The sequence below is a fragment of the Methylomonas rosea genome (assembly GCF_024505055.1).
Lineage (GTDB): Bacteria > Pseudomonadota > Gammaproteobacteria > Methylococcales > Methylomonadaceae > Methylomonas > Methylomonas rosea.
In genome coordinates, this window is record NZ_JANIBL010000008.1 from 1 (window position 1) to 22837 (window position 22837).

The 22837-nt window shown below is 53.4% G+C and carries 19 protein-coding genes; 12 read left to right on the plus strand and 7 right to left on the minus strand.

The genetic code is table 11. The annotated features are described in order from the left end of the window. Nucleotides 1-980 (minus strand): methyl-accepting chemotaxis protein (locus tag NP589_RS03870; RefSeq protein ID WP_256605792.1); only part of this gene is annotated, 980 nt, incomplete at its 3' end. A 322-nt stretch (nt 981-1302) separates the two neighbouring features. Here NP589_RS03870 and NP589_RS03875 point away from each other — a divergent pair. Continuing rightward, entirely contained in the window at nt 1303-3816 is a 2514-nt protein-coding gene (locus NP589_RS03875; RefSeq protein ID WP_256605793.1) for a DUF2339 domain-containing protein, read from the plus strand. A 2-nt stretch (nt 3817-3818) separates the two neighbouring features. Continuing rightward, the gene (locus NP589_RS03880) at nt 3819-5198 is read left to right on the plus strand and encodes a hypothetical protein (RefSeq protein ID WP_256605794.1); all 1380 of its coding nucleotides are present in this window, start codon (nt 3819-3821) and stop codon (nt 5196-5198) included. Nucleotides 5199-5327: 129 nt separating this feature from the next. Here NP589_RS03880 and NP589_RS03885 read toward each other — a convergent pair whose 3' ends face one another. Further along, on the minus strand, nt 5328-6878 hold the full coding sequence (locus tag NP589_RS03885) for a cation:proton antiporter domain-containing protein (protein ID WP_256605858.1): 1551 nt from the start codon (nt 6876-6878) through the stop codon (nt 5328-5330). 339 nt (nt 6879-7217) lie between these two features. On the opposite strand from NP589_RS03885, the gene NP589_RS03890 reads away from it, so the two are divergent. The 10 genes from NP589_RS03890 (at nt 7218) to NP589_RS03935 (ending at nt 18950) form a co-directional block, all read left to right on the plus strand. Further along, nucleotides 7218-8027 (plus strand): phytanoyl-CoA dioxygenase family protein, encoded by an 810-nt coding sequence (locus NP589_RS03890; RefSeq protein WP_256605795.1) that lies wholly within the window; start codon nt 7218-7220, stop codon nt 8025-8027. 245 nt (nt 8028-8272) lie between these two features. Beyond that, entirely contained in the window at nt 8273-9400 is a 1128-nt protein-coding gene (locus tag NP589_RS03895; protein WP_256605796.1) for an aminotransferase class V-fold PLP-dependent enzyme, read from the plus strand. 52 nt (nt 9401-9452) lie between these two features. After that, nucleotides 9453-9632: a hypothetical protein gene (locus NP589_RS03900; RefSeq protein ID WP_256605797.1), complete on the plus strand. Its 180-nt coding sequence runs from the start codon at nt 9453-9455 to the stop codon at nt 9630-9632. Nucleotides 9633-9815: 183 nt separating this feature from the next. Then, complete coding sequence (locus NP589_RS03905) at nt 9816-10472, plus strand: VPLPA-CTERM sorting domain-containing protein (protein ID WP_256605798.1); 657 nt, start codon at nt 9816-9818, stop codon at nt 10470-10472. A gap of 429 nt (nt 10473-10901) precedes the next feature. Next, on the plus strand, nt 10902-10991 hold the full coding sequence (locus NP589_RS03910) for a potassium-transporting ATPase subunit F (RefSeq protein WP_064008355.1): 90 nt from the start codon (nt 10902-10904) through the stop codon (nt 10989-10991). Beyond that, a complete protein-coding gene (gene kdpA, locus NP589_RS03915) occupies nt 10991-12799 on the plus strand; it encodes a potassium-transporting ATPase subunit KdpA (RefSeq protein ID WP_256605799.1) in 1809 nt (602 codons plus the stop codon). The genes NP589_RS03910 and kdpA overlap by 1 nt, the downstream gene beginning before the upstream one ends. Before the next feature lie 19 nt (nt 12800-12818). Then, the gene (gene kdpB / locus NP589_RS03920) at nt 12819-14891 is read left to right on the plus strand and encodes a potassium-transporting ATPase subunit KdpB (protein WP_256605800.1); all 2073 of its coding nucleotides are present in this window, start codon (nt 12819-12821) and stop codon (nt 14889-14891) included. Nucleotides 14892-14901: 10 nt separating this feature from the next. Continuing rightward, nucleotides 14902-15492, plus strand: coding sequence for a potassium-transporting ATPase subunit KdpC (gene kdpC / locus NP589_RS03925; RefSeq protein ID WP_256605801.1), 591 nt, complete (start codon nt 14902-14904; stop codon nt 15490-15492). Further along, nucleotides 15489-18227 (plus strand): DUF4118 domain-containing protein, encoded by a 2739-nt coding sequence (locus NP589_RS03930; protein ID WP_256605802.1) that lies wholly within the window; start codon nt 15489-15491, stop codon nt 18225-18227. The genes kdpC and NP589_RS03930 overlap by 4 nt, the downstream gene beginning before the upstream one ends. 24 nt (nt 18228-18251) lie before the next feature. Beyond that, nucleotides 18252-18950, plus strand: coding sequence for a response regulator (locus NP589_RS03935; RefSeq protein WP_256605803.1), 699 nt, complete (start codon nt 18252-18254; stop codon nt 18948-18950). Between the two features lie 29 nt (nt 18951-18979). Here the strand turns inward: NP589_RS03935 and NP589_RS03940 are convergent, their stop codons facing one another. The 5 genes from NP589_RS03940 to ubiG all read right to left on the minus strand — a co-directional run bounded on the left by NP589_RS03940 (nt 18980) and on the right by ubiG (nt 22695). Then, nucleotides 18980-19867, minus strand: a complete 888-nt coding sequence (locus NP589_RS03940; RefSeq protein WP_064008349.1) for a GGDEF domain-containing protein — start codon at nt 19865-19867, stop codon at nt 18980-18982. Between the two features lie 167 nt (nt 19868-20034). After that, the gene (sufT, locus tag NP589_RS03945; protein WP_064038571.1) at nt 20035-20583 is read right to left on the minus strand and encodes a putative Fe-S cluster assembly protein SufT; all 549 of its coding nucleotides are present in this window, start codon (nt 20581-20583) and stop codon (nt 20035-20037) included. Between the two features lie 7 nt (nt 20584-20590). Then, nucleotides 20591-21319, minus strand: a complete 729-nt coding sequence (locus NP589_RS03950; RefSeq protein ID WP_256605804.1) for an SDR family NAD(P)-dependent oxidoreductase — start codon at nt 21317-21319, stop codon at nt 20591-20593. Then, nucleotides 21310-21981 (minus strand): HAD family hydrolase, encoded by a 672-nt coding sequence (locus tag NP589_RS03955; protein WP_256605805.1) that lies wholly within the window; start codon nt 21979-21981, stop codon nt 21310-21312. The genes NP589_RS03950 and NP589_RS03955 overlap by 10 nt, the downstream gene beginning before the upstream one ends. Before the next feature lie 6 nt (nt 21982-21987). Then, the gene (gene ubiG / locus NP589_RS03960) at nt 21988-22695 is read right to left on the minus strand and encodes a bifunctional 2-polyprenyl-6-hydroxyphenol methylase/3-demethylubiquinol 3-O-methyltransferase UbiG (RefSeq protein ID WP_256605806.1); all 708 of its coding nucleotides are present in this window, start codon (nt 22693-22695) and stop codon (nt 21988-21990) included. Nucleotides 22696-22837 lie beyond the last annotated feature (142 nt).

Consider the following 22837-nt stretch of genomic DNA (forward strand, 5'->3'; position numbering starts at 1 on the left):
GCCTGCTGATCGGCCTCCACCGAGGCTTGCGCCGCACCGGTCGCCCCGCCGCGCACGTCCTGTACAGAATTTTCCAGTTCGTGAATCGCTTGAATCACCGTCTCGGTTTCACTACGTTGTTGCGTGGCCGCTTGCGAGGTTTGTCTGGCCACACCGGATATTTGGTTGGTCGCCGCAGCCAATTGCTGACTGACCGACGATACTTGTCCCAAGCTACCGGCAAAATTAGTGAGCATGGTATTGAAGGATACACTGACCTGACCGATTTCGTCCCCGGAATCGACTTGCAACCGTTGCCGTAAATCCGACTGACCGGCAATGGCGTTAACCGTATCGCGCATTGCCACTAGTGGATTGACCACAATCTTGCGCATCAACATGTTTACCAGCAACAGACCGCCGGCAAACATCACCAAGGAGATAGCCGACGCAATTACCAAATCGCGATTGATCTGCGCATCGAGATTTGCCAGTGAAAAACTCACCCGCACCGCCCCCAACACCGTCCCCTCGCTCACCGCATGACAAGTCAGGCAGTTGGTGCCGCGAAAATTGGCGCTAGCCTTAACCGGCTCCAGCACGGTGATCAGGCGTCCGTTTTTGTCGTTACCCGGTTGAATGATGCTTTCACCCGCCAGCGCCCGATCATCCAGATTATCAACGGGTCTTTGCTCGGCTTTGCCGGGACCGTAAAAATCGGCAATCTCCTTGCCACGAATTAAGCGCACTTCCGTGACATTGGCATGCGAAAGGGCTTTTTCCCGCAATACTTCACCCTGCGCCATTGCCCCGGTCAGCATCAGCGTATTCACGCCGTCGAAATAACTATTGGCAATATCCCGGGCTTTATCGGTCGCCAGCGTTTGTATCATGTCTTTTTGCCTTTCCGCCATAAACAGCGTACTGACAAACATCAACAATAAAAACACACTGGCTATGCTCAGCAATATTTTGGATTGGATTGTGGAATTCTTATTCATGAGATCAGCCAATGTATTGGAGTGTGTGGTTATACATCTTGGGTTGTCGGCAGCTCCTGGAAAATCTATATGTAATCCTAAGCTTACCCTTGTAATCCATGCATCAAGCATAGAACAAATCCTTGCCGCACGGGCCATATATAGCAATCAGAGTAACAAGCGGTTATCCTGAATAGTGACGCCGCTCACGAATACGACTACTTTTGCAAATTGACGCTTAACCTAGCGCGTCGCCGGTTTTGTGCAGAAAACGTGGCCGTAACCTGAAAAGCCTGCTAAATACCCAAATAACCCGCCGTTTGCCCAGCCTTGGAGAGTTGCCGTGGACGATTTTTTCGGTTTTATCGCGTTTATCCTGATTTTGGTACCCATCGTAATGATCGCGATGTTGGCCGTTTTAATGGGTCGCCAAAAACGTAATCAGGATGAAATTAATCAAACCTTGCGTAAGATAGAAGCGGCGCTGCGCGAAGACCGCAAACTGCTGCGCGAGCTGGCAACGCCACCAGCGCCGACTGCGACTACCGAAACGCCGCCGCAACCCGCGCTATTCGAATCGCAAACGCCGGCAACGGAACAGGTGATATTCGATATTACCGCCAGCCAGCTCCCTGCCGGACCGGTTCCGCAAACGCCCGAAATAGCGCTAAGCCCTATTGTAGAGCCACTCCCGGAAAATCCCTGGAATCAAGCCAGCTGGCAACCCGCCGAGCCCAGCCGTTTCGAGCTGGCGGCACAGAAAATCCTCAAAGAAATCTGGAATTGGATCATCGTCGGCGAAGGCCATCGGCCGGAAGGCGTGGCGATGGAATATGCGGTCGCCAGCAATTGGTTGTTGCGTATCGGCGTATTGATTCTGGTCACCGGCATCGGTTTTTTCCTGAAGTACTCGATCGACAATGGCATGCTCGGCGAGCAGGCGCGGGTGGCGCTATCGGTGCTGGCTGGTGTGGGCATGATCATCGGCGGCGTGCGTTTGGTCGGCGGCAATTATCATCTTTTCAGTCAGGGCTTGCTGGGCGGCGGCATCGCGGTGCTGTATTTCAGCGTGTTTGCCGCGCATAGTTTTTATCATCTGTTAGACGTTTACCCCACGTTTGCGTTGATGATTTTAGTCACCGCTTGCGCCGCGTTTTTAGCCATCAAGCTGGACTCCATGCTGGTGGCCATCTTCGCGATCATCGGCGGCTATTGCACGCCTATCATGCTCTCCACCGGCCAGGTCAATTTCCCCGGTTTGTTTAGTTACATGTTGCTGCTGGGCGTCGGCATCTTGGCCATCAATTGGTACAAGCAATGGCATTTATTAAATTTCCTGAGCTTTTTCTTTAATTACCTGCTGTTCTTCGGCTCTATGCAGAATTATCAGGTCGAGTATTTCTGGCAGGTCTTGCCGTTCTTGACCGGCTTTTTTGCGCTGTATTCCACCACGGTGTTTTTGTTTTGCCTGGTCAACCAGACCAAATCGACTCTGCTGGATTTAATTGGCTTGATCGTCAATGCCGCCATCTTCTTCGGCACCGCTTATCATTTAATCGACGATGCTTACGAGCAAATCTGGACTGCATTATTGACCGTGGCGCTAGCGGCATTTTATGTAGGTCATGTCTATTACTGTCTGGCGCGGAAGGTGGCAGATAAGGAACTGTTGATCAGCTTCATTGGCCTGGCGGCGTTTTTTGTGACCATCACCCTGCCCTTGCTGTTGTCCAATCAGTGGATTACCGTCAGCTGGTCGCTGCAAGCGCTGGTGATGCTGTGGATGGCCGGCAAGTTGCGTAGCGCGTTTTTGCAGCAAGTCGCTTATCTGCTGTATGCCCTGGTGCTGGTGCGTTTTTGTTTCATCGACTTGCCCGACCAATACGGCATGCAAATGGATAGCCAGCAATCGTTCGGCACCTTCTTGCTAGGCTTGCTGGAACGAGTAATCAGCTTCGGCATCCCGATATTATCGCTGGCGTTGGCTTATACGCTGATCGAAAAACCGGCGCCCGCCTCGCCATTGGCTTGCGCTGCCGGCAACGATGTGCCGCTATGGCTAAAAGACAATCTGCTGTTGCAAATCATCCTGCTGGCCGGCGGCGGCCTGTTGTTTATCGTGCTGCAACTGGAGCTGTTCCGCAGTTTTGCTTATCTGTATCCGCCCTTGCAATTGCCGGTGCTGACCCTGATCTGGCTAGCGCTGTGCTGGCTGCTGTTAAGCCGCTACGTGGCCGGCGCCGGCAGCTGGCTGTTACAGGCAATGAGGCTGTTTCTGATCGGAGTGTTCGTTAAAATGCTGTTGTTCGATCTACCGTCCTGGGATTTGACTTTGGGCCATATCGCAGTCGGCGACAGCGTTTGGACCCTGCGTTACGGCGGCGGCTATTCGTTCGAACTGGCTTTGATGCGTTTACTGGATTTCGCCGCGACCATAGGCTTTTTGCTGTTTGCCTGGCGCCGTCTGGCGGACAGCGAGAGTGCCGGCAACATCCGTTCATGGCTGGGCGGCGCGGCCTTGGTATTGCTGTTTACCTTTTTAAGTCTGGAAATTAACTCGCTGCTGTATCAATATGTGCCGGGTTTACGCTCCGGCGGCGTGTCGATCTTGTGGTCGATATTTGCCTTGACGCTGGTGTTTAACGGCATCAAGCGGCAAATCTCCAGCTTGCGCCTAGTCGGTCTGGCGCTGTTTGCGCTGGTGGCCTGGAAGGTGTTTTTCATCGACCTGGCCCGGCTGGAACAAATTTACCGGATCGTCGCCTTTATCGTGCTGGGCATGCTGGCGCTGGGCGGCGCGTTTTTTTACATGCGTTATCAACAAACTTTTATCGGCAATACCGACCAAAAAACATGATCATGATCGCCAAATTTGCAGTATTGGGTTGCCTATTATTTGCTCAGGCTCAGGCCAACGAAGCAGCGGCTTACCGGTTTAGCAGGCCGGTGCTAACGCCCGATAGCGGGCAACAAAGCTTATTGGCCGTGCCGCTGGACAGCGCGGTTTACGCCAACAGCGCCACCGATTTTCGCGACCTGCGCCTGACCGATCAAAACGGCATAGAAACCCCGTATTTACTGCAAAAAATCGCCGGCCAAAAAACCGTAAGCCGCCGCCAACCGGCCCGTAGCGAAACGGTGGACTTGCAAAAATTCGGCAACGAAGGCTTCGTAATCACCGTAAAGCTGGACAAAAACGCGGCCAATGCCGATGGCTTGAGTCTGGTCACCACGCAACACGATTTTGAATACGCCTTGCAAATCCACGGTTCCAACGACGGCGAAAACTGGCAGCTATTGGTAGATAAAGCGCTGATTTACGATTACTCGCGCTACATGAGCGTCGGCAACCGCGATGTTGCCATCCCCAGCAACAGCTTCCGCCAGTTCAAAATCGTCGTCGCCAAAGCCAATCAAACCCGGGTAGCCGAGTTATTGGAACTGACCCGCACGCTACGCGGTAACGAGGAAGTGCAGCGCGAAGAGTCAACACAATTGCAAACCGAAGCATTACATGTCGAGCGCATCGATCTATGGCATCTCAACAGCGAAACGCTGGCGGCGGACAACCAAGCCTTCGATTACCCGGTCAGCAGCTTTAAAATCAGCCAGGATGCGGAACATAAAACCAGTGTGGTCGACATCGAAACCCTGCGGCAACCGCTGACCGGCTTTAACCTGCAAATTATGACGCCGAATTTCAGCCGGGGCGCGGAAGTACAAATCCCGCTGCAACAAGGCATAACCACCCAAATGCAAACCATAGGCAGCGCCACGCTGGAAGCCTTGCATTATCAAGACATCAACCGCGATCAGACCGGCATTTCCTTCCTGGAACAACGCCAGGCGCGTTACCGCATCCTGATCCGCAATCAAGACAATCCTATCTTGCATATCAACACCATTACCGGCAGCGGGCTTGGTTACCAATTATTGTTTCTGCCGCAAGCCGGCGTAAGTTATCGCTTGCAGTATGGTGCCGATCACGTCGAGGCGCCGCGCTACGATGTCGCACCGATCCAGGAGTTGCTGCGCCGGGGTTATCAAAGCACGGCCGCCGGCTTGGGCCCGGAAACCGCGCTGGCGCCTGAAGAGGAAAAGTTCGATTTTGCCAAGCTATTGAATAGCCACCTGTTCCTTGGTTTGGCGATTGGCTTGATGGTACTGGTACTGGCCTGGAGTTTATTTAAAGTCGGCAAGCGGCTGGGCGATATGCCCGATTCCGGCAGGCCGGAATAAGCACACGGGACTTCTGAAAATTTAAAAACCCCTTCTCACTTCGGGAGAAGGTTGGGATGAGGGTATTAAAATCAATTATTTACATCCCTCACCCTACCCTATCCCGTGGGGAGAGAGTTCTATTTTGGCTTATTTCAGCCGGCTTGCTTCGTCACTCTCCAACATCAGACGCGCCAAGCGATTGCCGGCTTCGATTAAGGGATGAATGACAAAATTAGCCCCTGCACTGACTAATTGCCCCTCTTCCACGCCGTGATAACAAATACTGCTTATTTGCCCGGTAAAGCCGCGCTTTCTAAGCTGAGCCACGGCGGTCAGGCGTACTTCAAAAGCGGGTACGGTAAGGAAAATGCCTTTGACTTTGTGCAGGGGCAAACCGGTCCATAACTCGCTATCTTCGGCATCGCCGTAGACTACTCGCCGACCGGCAGCAAGATGATATTCCAACACGGTAGGGTCGGCATCCAAACCCACCACGCGCTGCTCCTGCTGACACAGGGTTTTATAAACCACCCCACCGGTCCGTCCCATACCTATCACCAGCCATTCGGCAGCGCCGAACGAGTCCGGTAAGCGGTCCGGATGGTCGGACTTTCGTTCGAGGCGCACCAATACCGGCTCGGCCCAGGAGAACAGTCGATGCGAATAACGGTTTAACGGCGCGGCAATCGCCAGCGAACCGGCCACCGCCAGACTGATAATGGCGTTCCATTCCGCCGGCAATAGTTGGGCTTTTACCACCGCACCGGTGGTAATCAGCGCAAACTCGCTGTAGGTCATCAAAGCCAGGGACGAAACGAAGGCGGTACGCGCCCTGAGTCCGGCCACCACAAATAAACCAAAGAACAGTGCACCTTGCAGCGGCAGCAAAGCCAGCAATTGCAAAGCGTCGATGATCTGCTCGCGGTTCGGTAAATCGCTGACGCCGATCTGCAAGAAAAACGCGACCAAAAACAGCTCTTTCAAGCCCCACAGCCTGTCGCTTAACTCCTTGATCCTGGGATGATTAGCCAACATGATGCCGGTTAACAAGGCGCCAATATCGGCGGCAATGCCTACCCTTTCCGCTGCGACGCCGCCCGCCAATGCCAGCGTCACGCCCAGCAACAGCTTCAGTTCAGAGGAGCGGCTGACCGACAACACCCGATGAGCAATCGGCCGTAACAGCGGTAATAACAATAAAGCCAGGGCCCAAGGCGTCGGCTGCTTGCCTTCGGCCAGCGCCAGCAGCCCGATAGCCACGATGTCCTGCAAGATCAGGATACTCATCACATCCCGGCCGTGCAGCGAGGACAACTCGCCGTTATCTTCCAGCACCTTAAGAGCCAACACCGTACTGGAGAACGCCAAACTGATACCCAGCACCAAGCCGCCGGTCATATGCTCGTCCAGCCAAAAAAATACCAAAGCGGAAGTCATCGCCATTAACAACAAATGCGAGCCGCCGACGCTAAGCACCTCACGGCGAATCAGCGAACTGGGCTTGAGTTTTAAGCCCACCGAAAACAGCAGTAATTCGATACCGATCTCAGCCAGATGGTGCAGATCGGGGAGCACCGCAATGTCCAGAGCATGCAACACATAACCGGCCACCAGATAACCGACCAGCGGCGGAAAAGACAGGCGGCTGGCCACCAAACCAGCGATATATGCCGTACCAATCCAGATTAATTCCATCATATCCATCAACCAAAATAAAAACACCGTTTAATATATTAGGATCGTAACCTGTTTTAAAAGCTTTCCGGTCATTTTTTCCGGCTGCGGCGGATAGACGCTGCCCTTTGGGTTTATTACTCTGGCCGAATAGGCTGAACCAGCACAGCACTGTCGGCTGACGCTCACCAGTTGATAGCACTAAAGACGGGCGGCTAGACTGACAACCCAATTGAAATATCGAATTGCCGGCGATATGGCGTTATAAAATAGGTGATCAATGCAATTTGTAGCCAAAAACCGGCGAATGGCTTATCGGCATAAGCCTCAAAGTAGATTGCCGTGATTAAATCATTCCCAGCAATGAACGGTAAAAACATGGAATCAGCGGAAACCTACCGGCAGCAAGGATATCTAGTCGTCAAATCGCTTTTCAGTCCCTTGGAAATCGATGCCTTGAGCAAAATCGTTGATCGAATTCATGGGCAATGGCTAAACGAAAACCATAGCAGTTACATCGAACAAAGGTTGGTCAACATGCATTCGCTGACCCATCCGCGTTATTTCGAGCAGCATCCCGCCGAAAGGCTGCACTTCTTTCAACTTCTTAGCGCCAAACAACTCACGACATTGATAGGTAACCTATTTGGCGAGGAGATTTATTTTCACAATACCCAGCTTTTCTTCAACCCCCACCAAAATAGCCGCCAGCCCTATTGGCACCGGGATATGCAATACAGCCCGATTGACGACGCCGATTTGCAAGCCGAGCAGCCTAATATGCTGGCTTTGCATATTCGGATACCGCTGTTGCCGGAAACCGGCATCGAGCTGATACCCGGTTCCCACCAACGCTGGGATACCGAACTGGAAAGAAATGTCAGACTGGAACTTAACGGCCATACCAACAGCGAGTCACTGCCGAATTCAGTGCTACTCCGCCTGGAGCCGGGAGATATTTTGATTTTTGACGCGCAAATGTTGCACTGTGGTCATTACCGGCTAAATCCTTGCAGAAAAGCCCTGGATCTTTGCGTCGGCAAACCGCACCGCTACACCGCGCAATATCTTGATACCGACAATCTCCCGACATCCGCCGAACTGGATGCCATAGAGAACAAGCAATGGTACACACTGGCGCGCAGGATGCTGATACAACCCAGACAGTCCTGACTTTACAAACGCCAAACCAAGCGATTTAGTTATTTTTAGGGACTTCCAAACATTGAAAACACCTTCTCCCGCCGCGAGAAACTTGGGATGAGGGGGTTTTTTGTAGGTTCCCTTTGGCTTCGTTCGCGTTGCCACCTAAAAAACATAGCCTTCGTCCCGATGACGATCAGGCCTAAAACGGCCAAGCCGGGAAACAGTCGATAAATTATACTGATCCCACTTCAAATTGCGGCGCGGTAAAACCTATGAGACATCCGGAATTCCCTTTAATCGACGACTTGATCTACCTCAACCACGCTGCCGTGGCCCCTTGGCCGAAACGTACCAGCACGGCGGTGATCCAGTTTGCCGAACAAAACTGCCAGTTCGGCTCACATTACTATTTAGACTGGTTGAAAAAGGAAAACGAAATTCGCCGCCAATTGCAGGCTTTACTAAACGCGCCCTCGGCCAATGACATTGCACTGGTAAAAAACACCTCGGAGGCCTTGTCGTTCGTGGCTTTTGGCTTGCCCTGGCAGGCCGGCGACAACATCGTTTCCAGCAACGAGGAATTTCCCTCTAACCGCCTACCCTGGCAAGCCTTGGCCGAACGCGGCGTGGAATTTAGAGAAGCCGATTTGCATAGTGCCAAAACGCCGGAAGATGCCTTGTTTGCGCTGGTGGACGGCAATACCCGTTTGCTCACCATCAGTTCCATCCAATTCGCCTCAGGCTTGCGCATGGACCTGGAACGCATCGGGGAGTTTTGCCGGCAGCGCGATATTCTATTTTGCATCGACGCGATTCAAAGCTTGGGCGCTGTGCAGTTCGACGTACAAGCCTATCACGCCGACTTCGTCATGGCCGACGGGCATAAATGGCTATTCGGCCCGGAAGGCCTGGGGGTGTTTTATACCAACCCGGCAGCCCGCGACCGCCTCAAACTCAGCCAATACGGCTGGCATATGATGAAAGACACGCATAACTACGAAAACCTGCCCTGGGAGATCCACCCCGGTGCCCGCCGCTTCGAGTGCGGCAGTCCGAATATGCTGGGGATACACGCCTTGTCCGCCAGCTTATCTTTGCTGCTGGAAACCGGCATGGCGACAGTCGAAGCCCTGGTCCTGGAACGCAGCGACTATCTGCGCAACGCCATCAGCGCCAACGACGAACTGATTTTGTTATCGGAGCGGCACAGCCGTTTGAAATCCGGCATCGTCAACTTCAAGCACCGGCGTATAGACAACGAAGTGCTGTATAAACATCTGCAGAAAAATGGCGTGGTCTGCGCGCTGCGGGGTGGTGGGATAAGATTCTCCCCACATTTTTACAACACATTGACGGAATTGGACCGGGCTTTGGAGCTGGCCAAAGCCGTTTCCGAATAGGCATTTGCCGGGGATAGATAATGATTAAATTGAGTACAGGAGTGAAAGGCATATGCAAAATCATGTGGTTACAGTCATCATCTTGATCCTTGCTTTGGCGTTATATTTTGCTGGATACTCCGGGGCCGGCAATCTGGCGTTTATTGTGGGTGGTCTGTTCGAATTGTGGTTTTGGATCCGCCTGCTTGGTGAAAAAACGCCGAAATCTGCTGAACCGCCCGACAAGTGCTGAGCCCTCCATATTGTTGTACCCCGCTTGATAAAGATTGCGCCCGTTGCTCATATCGGGCGGCAAGTCATGGGAATATCTAAAAATCTCCTTCTCCTTACCCCTTTGTGCAGTGTCTACAAAAAAGCTGTTTCGTTAGACTGAAGCCTTTATGAAATCCACACGTCAATTAATTAGGAGAATTGAATGAAAGAAACACGGTTTTGTGCTTTCGCAATGTTATTTGCCGGTTTTGCAAACTCAGGCAATGCCGCCGTCACCACGCTAGATTTCAACAGCATTCCTTTGCATCCCAGCAACCACGAGATTTCGGTATCCAAACCTTATCTGGAAGACGGTTTCAAATTGACCACGCTGGCCGGGGTATCATTCCAGTTAAGTGGTGGAACCATTTACGCGATCATGCCTTCCAGCCCTTATTGGACGGGTAGTGTCGGCTTATATTCCGGGGTAGTCACAAATTACGGTAGCGCCTTTTTGCTGGAAAAACAGGATGGCGGCACATTTGACTTGCTCAGTATGGACGCAGCTTCGTTTTGGACTATAAGCAGCGGCAGGCAATTCTCTGTCTATGGCTACCCGCAAGCCGGAAGCTTCGTCAGCCAATCATTCTTACTTGACGCGACCACAAATACACTGGAAACGCTTTACTTCAACGATTCCTTCAAAAACCTGAATAAAATTATCTTCAGCTCGACGTATGCTCAGGTTGACAATATCAAACTGGGTATTGCGTCGTCTATTTCGTCAGTGCCCCTTCCCGGCGCGGCATGGATGCTGATGGGTGGTTTGGGATTCATTAGTCGACGCAATATTGCCAAGACACTACGCTGGCCCCGTTAACCTCCACCTTATTTATCTGACTTATCAAATCGGACTTATTCCAAGGCAGTAAGGCCAAATCCAATGGGCGACAATAGGCAAAAGCATATTGCGCCCATTGGCAGCGTGGTTAACATTCGGTGCAATACCGTTCCCTTGACCACGAACCACCGCTGACAATTGCTAGTCGAAGCCGGCCAGCCGCATAAATCTCGGATTAGCTTGGCCAAAGCAGTCGCGAGCTTCCAAACATAAAAATAATCTTGAGCGACAAATTCCATTGAGCTTTATGTTTTCTTAACGAACAGCCCAAGAATTTTTACGACTTTTTTATCTGCCACTCTGTAGATTGTGTCCCAGGCGATCTGCGACGCATCGGCCACCAACTCGGCCTGATCCGCGTAAACGCTAATTCGAAAGAATACTTGCACAATCTTGTAGGAGATAGTTATGAGTGGACTGTATCTATTGAGCGGCGGCTTGGCGCTGCTGGTGTTTATCTATCTGGTCGCCGCTTTGTTCTATCCGGAGAAATTCTGATGAACGAAGCCGGCTTTTTGCAAATCCTGATTTACCTCATTGCATTGCTGGTGCTCAGCAAGCCGCTAGGCGTATACATGGCACGGGTGTATCAAGACGAATCCATCGTGGCCAACACCTGGTTTGCCGGACTTGAGCGCGGGCTGTATCGACTGTGCGGCATCCAAGACAAGCAAGACATGCGCTGGCAGCAATATGCGGGTGCTTTGCTGGTCTTTAACTTACTGGGTCTGCTGGTGGTTTATGCGTTGCAAACCTGCCAAGACTGGTTGCCGCTCAATCCACAGACCTTGCCGGCGATAGCCCCGGACTCTGCTTTAAATACCGCCATCAGTTTTGCCACCAATACCAATTGGCAAGGCTATGCCGGCGAAGCCAGCATGAGTTATCTCACGCAAATGCTGGGTTTGACTGTGCAGAACTTTTTATCGGCAGCCAGCGGCATGGCGGTGCTGGTGGCATTGATCCGCGGTTTCAGCCGGCGCAACACCAGCAGCATCGGCAATTTCTGGGTGGATATGACCCGTACCACTTTGTATATCTTGCTGCCGCTATCATTGCTGCTGGCCATCGCCCTGGTGGGACAAGGCGTGGTTCAGACCTTTGATCGCTACGCCACCGTCAAACTGCAAGAACCGCTGACTTACTCCACCCCAACCGTCGACGCCGTCGGTCACGCCGTGCTGGATGCGCAAGGTCACCCCATCACCCAAACGCAACAAAGCCAGGAGCAAACCTTGGCATTGGGACCGGCGGCCTCGCAAATCGCCATTAAGCAGCTTGGCACTAACGGCGGCGGTTTTTTTAATGCCAACTCGGCCCATCCTTACGAAAACCCCACACCGCTGAGCAATTTTTTGGAAATGCTCGCCATCCTGTTAATTCCGGCCGCGCTCTGCCATACCTTTGGGTTTTTGGTCGGCGATAGCCGGCAAGGCTGGACGCTGTTGGCGGCGATGACGCTAGTGTTTGTGGCTTTAGTATTTGTAACCGTGTCCGCCGAACAACACGGCAATCCGGCACTAACAAGTTTGGGCGTGGATCAAGCTTCTTCCATTCAACAACCTGGCGGCAATATGGAAGGTAAGGAAGCTCGCTTCGGCATCGTCAATTCCGCGCTGTGGGCAGTAGCCACTACCGCCGCCTCCAACGGCTCCGTGAACGCCATGCACGACTCGTTCACGCCTATCGGCGGTATGATACCGATGTGGTTGATACAGCTTGGCGAAGTGATATTCGGCGGCGTCGGCTCCGGCCTGTACGGCATGATTGTGTTCGCGCTGGTGGCGGTATTTATCGCCGGCCTGATGATAGGCCGCACCCCGGAATATCTAGGCAAAAAGATCGAAGCCTTTGAAATGCAGATGGCGGCGGTGATTATTCTGATTCCCCCGCTATTGGTGTTGGGCGGTACGGCATTGGCGGTGATGACCGAGGCCGGCAAGGCATCTATCCTCAACCCCGGCGCTCATGGCTTTAGCGAAGTGTTATATGCCCTGTCTTCCGCAGGCAATAACAACGGCAGCGCCTTTGCGGGTTTATCGGCCAACGTACCGTTTTATAACTACCTGCTCGGCTTGGCCATGCTGGTATCGCGCTATGGGTTGATGATTCCGGTATTAGCTATCGCCGGTTCGCTAGCCGCCAAAAAACATGTACCTGTTGGCCCCGGCACCTTGCCAACCCATACCCCCTTGTTCGCGGTGTTGCTGATTATCACGGTGCTAATGGTCGGCGCGCTGACCTTTGTGCCGGCGCTGGCCTTGGGTCCTATCGTCGAGCAGCTACACATGCTCGCTCATCCTTGATTTCCAAGCAGGTAAGTTTATGACTCACAAAGCGCTCTCAGCTTCCTTATTCGACTCCGACCTGCTCAAGCAAGCGGTCTGGGAAGCCTTTAAAAAATTGACACCGCAACAACAGTGGAAAAATCCGGTGATGTTTGTGGTCTATCTGGGCAGCCTGTTAACCACATGCTTGTGGCTGCAAACCTTGGCGGGCGCAGGCGAAGAATCGGCCGGATTTATTTTAACCATCACGGTCTGGTTATGGTTTACCGTGCTGTTTGCCAACTTCGCCGAAGCGGCAGCGGAAGGCCGCAGCAAAGCGCAGGCCGCCTTCTTGCGCACCGCCAAACGCGATATTGCCGCCAAGAAGCTGGATGAACCGCGCTACGGCAGCGATTATTCGAAAATAGCCGGCTCCAGCCTGGTGAAAGGCGATGTAGTGCTGATCGAAGCCGGGGATTTTGTGCCCGGCGATGGCGATGTCATCGAAGGTGTGGCCTCGGTGGATGAAAGCGCTATCACCGGCGAAAGCGCGCCGGTGATCCGCGAATCGGGCGGCGATTTCAGCTCGGTCACCGGCGGCACCCGGGTATTGTCCGATTGGCTGGTAGTACGGATTTCCGCTAACCCCGGCGAGACTTTCCTGGACCGGATGATTTCCATGGTGGAAGGCGCAAAGCGGCAGAAAACTCCGAATGAGATTGCCTTGACCATCTTGCTGGTGGCGCTGACGCTGGTGTTTTTGATGGCGACGGTGACCCTGCTGCCCTTCTCGCTGTATAGCGTGGAAACGTCCGGCTCGGGCCACCCAATTTCGATCACCGTGCTGGTGGCCTTGCTGGTTTGCTTGATACCCACCACCATAGGCGGCTTATTGTCGGCGATCGGCGTAGCGGGTATCGGCAGGATGATGCAGAAAAATGTGATTGCCACGTCCGGACGGGCAGTGGAAGCGGCCGGCGATGTGGATGTGTTGTTGCTGGACAAAACCGGCACCATTACCTTGGGCAATCGCCAAGCCGCGGCTTTCATACCAGCCAAGGGCATCAGCGAAAAGCAGCTGGCCGATGCCGCGCAACTGGCCTCGCTGACCGACGAAACCCCGGAGGGCCGCAGCATCGTTGTGCTGGCCAAACAAAAGTTTGGCTTGCGTGAGCGCGATGTGCAATCTCTGGGCGCCACCTTCATCCACTTCAGTGCCCAAACGCGGATGAGCGGCGTCAATCTGCAAGGCCGGCAAATTCGAAAGGGCGCCGAGGACGCGATCAAGCAGTATGTTATCGAACAAGGCGGTCGCTTTCCGGACCAGATGCAAAAAATGGTGGTCGATGTCGCCCGACGCGGCAGTACGCCGTTGGTGGTCGCCGACAGCAAACAGGCTTTGGGCGTGATCGAACTGAAAGACATCGTCAAAGGCGGCATCAAGGAACGTTTCATCGAACTAAGGCAAATGGGCATCAAAACCATCATGATCACCGGCGATAACCGTTTGACCGCTGCGGCCATTGCTGCCGAAGCCGGCGTCGACGATTTCTTAGCCGAAGCCACCCCGGAAGCCAAGTTGGCTTTGATTCGGCAGCATCAAGCGGACGGCCGATTGGTCGCCATGACCGGCGACGGCACCAATGACGCACCAGCACTGGCGCAAGCCGACGTCGCGGTGGCAATGAATAGCGGCACCCAGGCCGCCAAGGAAGCCGGCAATATGGTCGATCTGGATTCCAACCCCACCAAACTGATCGAGATCGTCGAAACCGGCAAGCAGATGTTGATGACGCGCGGGGCACTGACCACCTTTAGCGTAGCCAACGATGTGGCAAAATATTTCGCCATCATCCCGGCAGCGTTTGCTACCACCTATCCGGCGTTGAACGTGTTGAATGTGATGGGCTTAGCAACCCCGGCCAGCGCGATCTTATCGGCGGTCATTTTTAATGCGCTGATCATCATCGCCTTGATCCCGCTGGCTTTGAAAGGCATCAAATATCAGCCATTGGGCGCCGAAAAACTGCTGCAAAATAATTTGCTGGTCTACGGTGTGGGTGGCTTAATAGTGCCGTTCATAGGCATCAAGGCGATTGATTTAGTATTGGTAACGATGAATCTGGTCTAGGGAGAATAATATGACGAGCTACTTCAGACCTGCTGTAACACTACTGCTGTTGATGACCATCATCACCGGCGGCTTCTATCCGGCGCTGGTCACTTTGCTGGCGCAAAGCGTTTTTCCGGCCCAAGCCAACGGCAGCCTGATACGCGATAAACAAGGCCAAGCGATTGGCTCCACCCAGATAGGTCAAGGCTTTAGCCAGGCCCGCTATTTTTGGGGCCGGCCATCGGCAACCGCGCCATACCCTTACAATGCGACGGCTTCCGGCGGCTCGAATCTCGGCCCGACCAATCCGGCTTTGCGCGACGCGGTAGCGCAACGCATTCAGGCATTGCAACAACTTGATCTGGATAATCATGCGCCGGTGCCGGTGGATTTGGTCACCGCATCCGCCAGTGGCCTGGATCCGCACATTAGCATCGCAGCAGCCAATTACCAAGTCAAGCGAGTGGCCGAAGCACGCCAGTTGCCGGAGAGTAAAGTTCGGGATTTGGTCGATTCGCATATCGAGCCAAGACAATGGCGGGTATTCGGGGAAGCTAGAGTGAATGTCTTAGGCTTGAATCTGGCATTGGACGCAGCTGCGCAAACTGCTCGGCCATGAACGAGCAACGCCTGGATCCTGACCAACTGCTGGCACGCGTGGAACGCGATAAAGCCAAGGCCAAACGCGGCCGGCTGAAGATTTTTTTCGGCGCGGCAGCTGGAGTCGGTAAAAGCTACGCCATGTTGCTGGCGGCCAGAGAGCGGCGCGCGGAAAATCTCGACGTGGTGGTCGGCTTGATCGAAACCCACGGCCGCAGCGAAACCCAGGCACTCTTGCAGGGTCTGGAAATATTGCCGATGCGGAAAATCGATTACAAAGGCGCCGTGTTGCAGGAGTTTGATATTGATGCGGCCTTAAAACGCCGGCCCGCCATCATACTGGTTGACGAGTTGGCGCACACCAACGCCCCTGGCTCGCGCCACCCGAAACGCTGGCAAGATATTCGCGAATTACTGGAAGCCGGGATTGATGTATATACCGCGCTGAATGTGCAACACCTGGAAAGTCTGAATGACGATGTCGGGCAAATTGCCGGCGTCCGCATCTGGGAAACCGTCCCGGACACGGTATTTGAAGATGCCGACGAAGTCGAGCTGGTCGATTTGCCGCCGGACGAATTGCTGCTGAGGCTCCGAGAAGGCAAGGTTTATCTACCTCAGCAAGCCCAACACGCGATTCAGAATTTTTTTCGTAAAGGGAATCTGATTGCCCTGCGGGAACTGGCTTTGCGGCAAACCACCAACCGCGTCGATGCACAGATGCTGGATTACCGGGAAGACAATGCCATCCGCGAAGTCTGGCAGGTTAACGAGCGGCTGATGGTGTGCATAGGCCCGAATGTGCTGGCCGAGCGCCTGGTCAGAGCCGGCAAGCGTTTGGCGACCAGTCTGCGTTCGGCGTGGATTGTGGTGTATGTGGAAACCCCGGAATTGGCGCGCTTGCCCGCGGAAAAGCGCGACGGCATTTTGCGGGTATTACGGCTGGCGGAACAGCTCGGGGCCGAAACCGTCACCCTCAGCGCGCCGGAAATGAGCGAAGCGCTGATCCGCTTCGCCCGCGAACGGAATATCAACAAGATTGTGGTTGGCAAACCCAGCCGACGCGGCTGGCGGCGTTGGCTGCTGGGCTCCGTGGTGGATGTGCTGATCAGCCATGCCCACAATATTAATATTTACCTGCTGGGCAGCCCGCAGCTGGGCGAACGGGAGGAACTGGAAGCCGAGCTGTCTTTATTCAAGAAAACACCCCTGCCCGGCCTGCGGCAACGCATCCCCAGTAAAACTCGCCGACGCTATCTCGGCTATCTTTGGGCGATAGCAGTGACCTTGCTCTGCACGGCAGTGGGCAAAATGTTGTTCGGCAAGGTGGAACTGGCCAACGTAGTGATGGTGTATTTACTTGGCGTGGTGTTTGTCGCCACCCACTTCGGGCGCGGGCCGTCGATTTTAGCGTCGTTATTGAGCGTTGTGGTATTCGATGTGCTTTTCGTGCAGCCTTTCTACAGTCTGTCGGTAGCTGATAGCCAGTATCTGATCACTCTGCTGGCAATGCTGGTGGTGGCTATCGTGATCAGTAATCTGATGGTTAACGTGCGCGCGCAGGCCAAGGTTGCCGCGCATCGCGAACGCCGCGCCGCTGCTTTATACGCGATGAGTAAAGAGCTGGCGGTGGCGCAAAGCGAACAGCAAATCGTCGCGACAGCGGTTAAACATCTATACGCCGAATTCAGCAGTAGGAATGTCATCCTGTTCGCCAACGCCGCCGGACGTCTGATCTATCCCAAACAACACAGCCTGCCCCAGTCTTTGCGCGGCACGGATTTGAGCGTGGCGCAGTGGGTTTATGATCATAACGAGATGGCGGGCCATGGCACCCATACCTTACCCGGCAGCGCCGCGATTTATTTTCCGATTCAAGATGAACACAAGGCCATTGGCGTGCTGGCCTTGCTACCGGTCAATTTACGCCGGGTGTTCTTGCCGGAACAGCAAAAATTGCTGGAAACCTTTTTGCGGCAAATCGGCCAAGCCGTCGCGCGTTTACGGTTTGCCGAACAGGCCAAGCTGTCGCAGATGCAAATCGAGGCGGAACAATTGCGCAACTCCCTGCTCAGTGCCATCTCACATGATTTACGCACGCCGCTGGCCACCATCATAGGCTCGGCAAGCGCCCTGGTCGAAGACGAAGGCCATTTACAATCCGGGCACAGGCTGGAACTCAGCCGGGCCATCTATGATGAAGCCGAACGTATGGTCAATTTGGTGAACAACATTCTGGACATGGCCAGACTCGACGCCGGCGTGGTGGAATTAAACAAACAGTGGCATCCGGTCGAAGAAATCATAGGCACCGTGCTGACCCGTTTGCAGAAACACCTGGCGGGACGAAAAGTCAGCGTCAGCCTGCCGCCGGGCATTGCAATGGTGTTTGTCGATGCGGTGATGATAGAGCAGGTACTGATCAATCTATTGGAAAACGCCTTACGCTATACCGCGGCGGAATCTGAGCTTGAAGTGTTTGCTCAAAACGTGGGCACGACGATGGAAGTCTCGGTCGCCGATCACGGCCCCGGTATTCCCAAAGGTCTGGAGGATAGATTGTTCGAAAAATTTTACCAAGCCCGTCATGAATCGGCACAAAGCGGCGTCGGCTTGGGACTGGCGATTTGCCGGGCCATTGTTGAAGTGCATGGCGGCCGGATTCGTGCCAAAAACAAACCGGGGGGCGGCGCGATATTTACCTTCACTTTGCCGATAGACGAACTACCGCCCAGCTTGGACGCGGAGGAATGAACCTACTTATGCTAGCTTTAGGCCATGGCTAAAACTCATCCCGTCATTGTCGTCATCGAAGACGATCCGCCGATCAGGCGCTTTTTGCGCACCAGTCTGGCGACGCACGACTTTGCCGTATTCGAAGCGGAGACCGGTAAACAAGGTCTGATCGAAGCCGGCGTGCGTAAACCGGATTTGCTGATCCTGGATTTAGGCTTGCCGGATATGGACGGCGTCGATGTGATCAAGAGCGTGCGGGGCTGGTCGGCCGTGCCCATCATCGTGCTGTCGGCGCGTAGCAACGAACAACAAAAAATCGACGCATTGGACGCCGGCGCGGACGATTATTTAACCAAACCGTTCGGCTTTGGCGAGCTGTTGGCGCGGATTCGGGTAGCGTTGCGGCATGCGAGCCGGCCGACGGAACATACGCAGGACGATGTGTTTATCGTCGACGCGCTGAAAGTGGATTTACGCAATCGGGTAGTGAGCGTGAAAGACAGCGAAATTCATCTGACGCCGATTCAATATCGCTTGCTGTGCGTGCTGATCAAACACGCCGGCAAAGTTTTGACGCATCAGCAGATTTTGAAGGAAGTTTGGGGGCCGTCGTATCAGGAAAACCCGCATTATTTGCGGATTTACATGAGTCAATTGCGGCAAAAGCTGGAAGACGATCCGACTCAGCCCAAATATCTGCTGACCGAGTCGGGCGTGGGGTATCGATTTAAAGTGGGCTGAGCCTGATGATTGAGGTCTGGAAAACCGAATCAATATCCAACTTCTACCCGGTTTCTGCCGTGTTGTTTAGCTTGGTACATTGCGGCGTCGGCACGTTTGATCAAGGATTCTGGGCTATCGCTGCCTTTTAACGCGGCAACACCCAAACTTGCGGTCAGATTCAACACGTCCATGCCATAGGCCAGGGTATGCGATTCAATATCCGCGCGTATGCGTTCGCCTATCACCATGGCACCGTCGATGTCGGTATCACTCAGCAAAATCACAAACTCTTCACCACCGTAACGAAACACCGCGTCGCTGCCGCGCACGCTGTCTTTCAACCATCCCGCCAATGAAGACAGCGCCAAATCGCCGCAACCGTGCCCGTAATCGTCGTTGATATGCTTGAAGTGATCGACATCGACGAAAATCACCGACAAATGCTGCGAATTGCGATGCGCGCGTTTGATTTCACGCATCAAACAATCGTTAAACGCTGTGCGGTTGTTGGTTTTGGTCAAAGGATCGGTAAACGCCATTTTCAGAGCTTGCTGAAACAAGGTGGCATTTCTTAATGGGTAAATTAGGCAGCACAACAGGCTTTCCAGCATTTTCAACTCGTCTTTGTTGAAACGATTGCTGCGGGTCAATTTCAACTCACCCAGCTGTTGCTCTTCGACTTTCAAGGCATAATTGCACGAATGACGAGCCATCACGCCGCGTTTGAACTCTAAATCGAACTCTTCGTTGATATATTCAACGCCGTTGTGCGGAATGGTATTTTGAATTTTATTGCAGAAAATGCTGATCAGCTCATTGAATTCCAATGTGGTCTGCAAAGCACTACTAATGTCGTAGTGATGCAAATTAACCGCTGTGGAGGCTTCAAAGGTTTTATTACTGACTATCGCTAAATCGGCTGCTTTATCTTTCATGACGGTTCCCCGAGTCTTGAATCAAACTTCAAGGGAAATAAAGCCAAGAGCGTGCCAATTATTTTTTTATATTAAAATACATACACTTATAAACAAACAACACCAACTTTTCTTCGCAAGCGGCAATTTTCCGCCGCTTACCTGCCGCCGTTTAACTTTGCCGACTGTTAAAACAAGCCCAACTGCACTTGCGCCACTTCCGACATCATTTCCCGCGACCAAGGCGGGTCCAAAACTACTTCGACATCAACCGAACTGACGCCAGGCAAGGCGCGAATGCATTTCTCGACATCGCTTTGGATAACCGGGCCCATGCCGCAACCCGGCGCGGTCAAGGTCATCTGCACATGCACATCGTTGCCGCCATCGGCATTGGGGCTGGCACTGCATTGGTAGACCAAACCCAAATCGACGATATTCACCGGAATTTCCGGGTCGTAGACGGTTTTCATCACTTCCCAGCAATTTTTTTCCACCGCTTTGCTGTCGGTTTCCGATACCAAGGTGTGCAAATGCTGGGTTTCTTTACCCAGAGCATCGGCATCGATACCGGCGATGCGCACCATGTGCCCGTAATCGGTGACCACGGTATAGTTGCTGCCCAAAGCCTGATGTATCGTGACTTCCTGGCCCTTATTCAAGGTGCCGTGGTTACCGTCCGGAATGGTGACGATGTTGACGTCGCGGGTTAAAAATACAACTTCTCTGTCTGCCATAAGTTTCTTAAGGTTTAAAAGTTTGGGCGTCAATAATTTGACCGGTGTTGCCGATACTGGCATCGCTAAATAGGTAAACATACAGCGGATTCAGGCTAATCATGCTTGGCAGCCTGGTTTTATCTTCGGCCGGGTAAGCTCTCTTCCGCAACGGCGAATCCACCGGCCCTGGTACCAAAGTATTAACACGGATTTTTTGTCCTGCTTCCAGTTCTGCGGCCAGAATGCCGGCGAAACCTTCCAGCGCGATTTTCGCTACGCCGTAAGCGCCGGAATAGGCCTGGACTTTGCGCGCTGACGAATCGGAAATAAAGACGATGGACGCATGCTCGCTACGTTGGAGCAAGGGCAACAACACCCGGCATAGTAGGAAAGGTGCGCTGAGATTGACGTTTAACGCATGCCCCCAATCCTTGGTTTTGTAGTTGGCGATGGGGCTGTAGGCGCTAAACTCCACCGCCGCATGCAATACACCATGCAAAACACCGTAGCGTTGCGCTATCGCCTCCGCCATTTCTTCATATTGTGCTTCGCTGGCGCCGGCCAGATCGAAGGGATACATCACCGGTTCCGGACCACCGGCAGCGACAATGGCATCGTAGACTTTTTCCAGCTTGGGAATGCTTTTATCCAGCAGAATGATTTGCGCACCCTGCCCGGCTAAAGCCAGCGCCGCCGTACCGCCCAGACCACCACCGGCACCGGTGATAAGTAAAACTTTATTGCTTAATGACATAAATTAGCGTGTATCCATTCCATCAATTGTGGCGGTTGTTCGATTAGGGCGTCTGCGCCCCAGCTGTGGGGTTGGTCATCGCTTTGCAAATAGCCGTACAAGGCCGCCAGGGTTTTCATATTAGCTCGCTTACCGGCAATAATGTCGTGTACGGCATCGCCTATATACACGCAATTTTGCGGCGACACGCCGGCTTGGCGGCAGGCAGCCAGCATCGGTTCCGGATGCGGTTTGCTGTTGGGTGTGGTATCGCCGCTAACAATGCAGGCCGCCCGTTCGCTAAGTTGCATCGCATCCATCAAGGGCACGGTAAAACGGGATTTTTTATTGGTGACTACACCCCACTTCAAACCAAGTTGCTCTATGGCGGCCAAGCTATCGGCGATACCCTGAAAGAAGCGGCTGTGTTCGGCGATATTCTGTTCGTAGGTGTCCAGCATAAACGCCAGCATCTGTTGCGCCAGACTGTCGTCTACGCTCACACAATGCTTGATCATCGGCAAGGCGCCGTGGGAAATGAAGGGCCGCACCGTCTCGGCAGGCGCTTCGGAAAAGCCGTGGGCAAGCAACGTCTTGTTCAAACAGGCAATCAGATCCGGCGCGGTATCGACCAGGGTCCCGTCGAGATCGAACAATACGCAATCCAGTTTAAATCCGCTCATGCTGCCTTACTCGGGGCGCTGAAACGCTGCTATATAGTTGACGCCGATATCTTTACCCAAATTAAAGCGCTTGTTAAATGGGCTATATTCAATACCGACCATCCCTTGCAACTCAAGCCCCGCGCTTCTGGCCATTTGTCCGAGCTCGGATGGCTTGATAAAGGTTTTATAGTCGTGCGTGCCTTTGGGTACCATTTTTAGCACGTGCTCGGCAGCGACGATTGCCAGCAGCCAGGCTTTCGGCACCCGATTCAAGGTCGAAAAGAACACCATGCCGCCCGGTTTTACCAACCTCGCACAAGCGGCTATAACGGAAGCGGGATCGGGCACGTGCTCCAACATTTCCATGCACGTGACATGGTCGAAACCTGCCGGTTGTTCCTCGGCCAGTTGTTCAGCGCTGATTTTCCGGTAACTGGCATTCACACCGGTTTCCAGACCATGCAAATCGGCAATATCCAGCAAATCTTCGCTTAAATCGACACCCAACGCGTCCGCACCAGCTTTCGCCAAGCCTTCGGTAAGAATCCCGCCGCCGCAGCCGACATCCACTACTCTCTTGCCTTGCAAATCAGCGTATTGCTGTATGAACTGCAAGCGCAGGGGATTGACGTCATGCAAGGTTTTAAACTCGCCGTTCGGGTCCCACCAACGCTCGGCCTGGGAGCCGAACTTATGAATTTCGTGAGGATGTACGTTTTCTGTCGCTGTCATAATGCCAACCTGCTCATAGGGCTATAGTTTACTGTATTACTAGGTTATTCGTCATGCGCCAACTTTCTGCTCCAAACTCTTCATCGCTGTGTTAGGTACGAAGATCGGTATCGAGGCTGCTGTTTCGGCGCCAATACGCCAC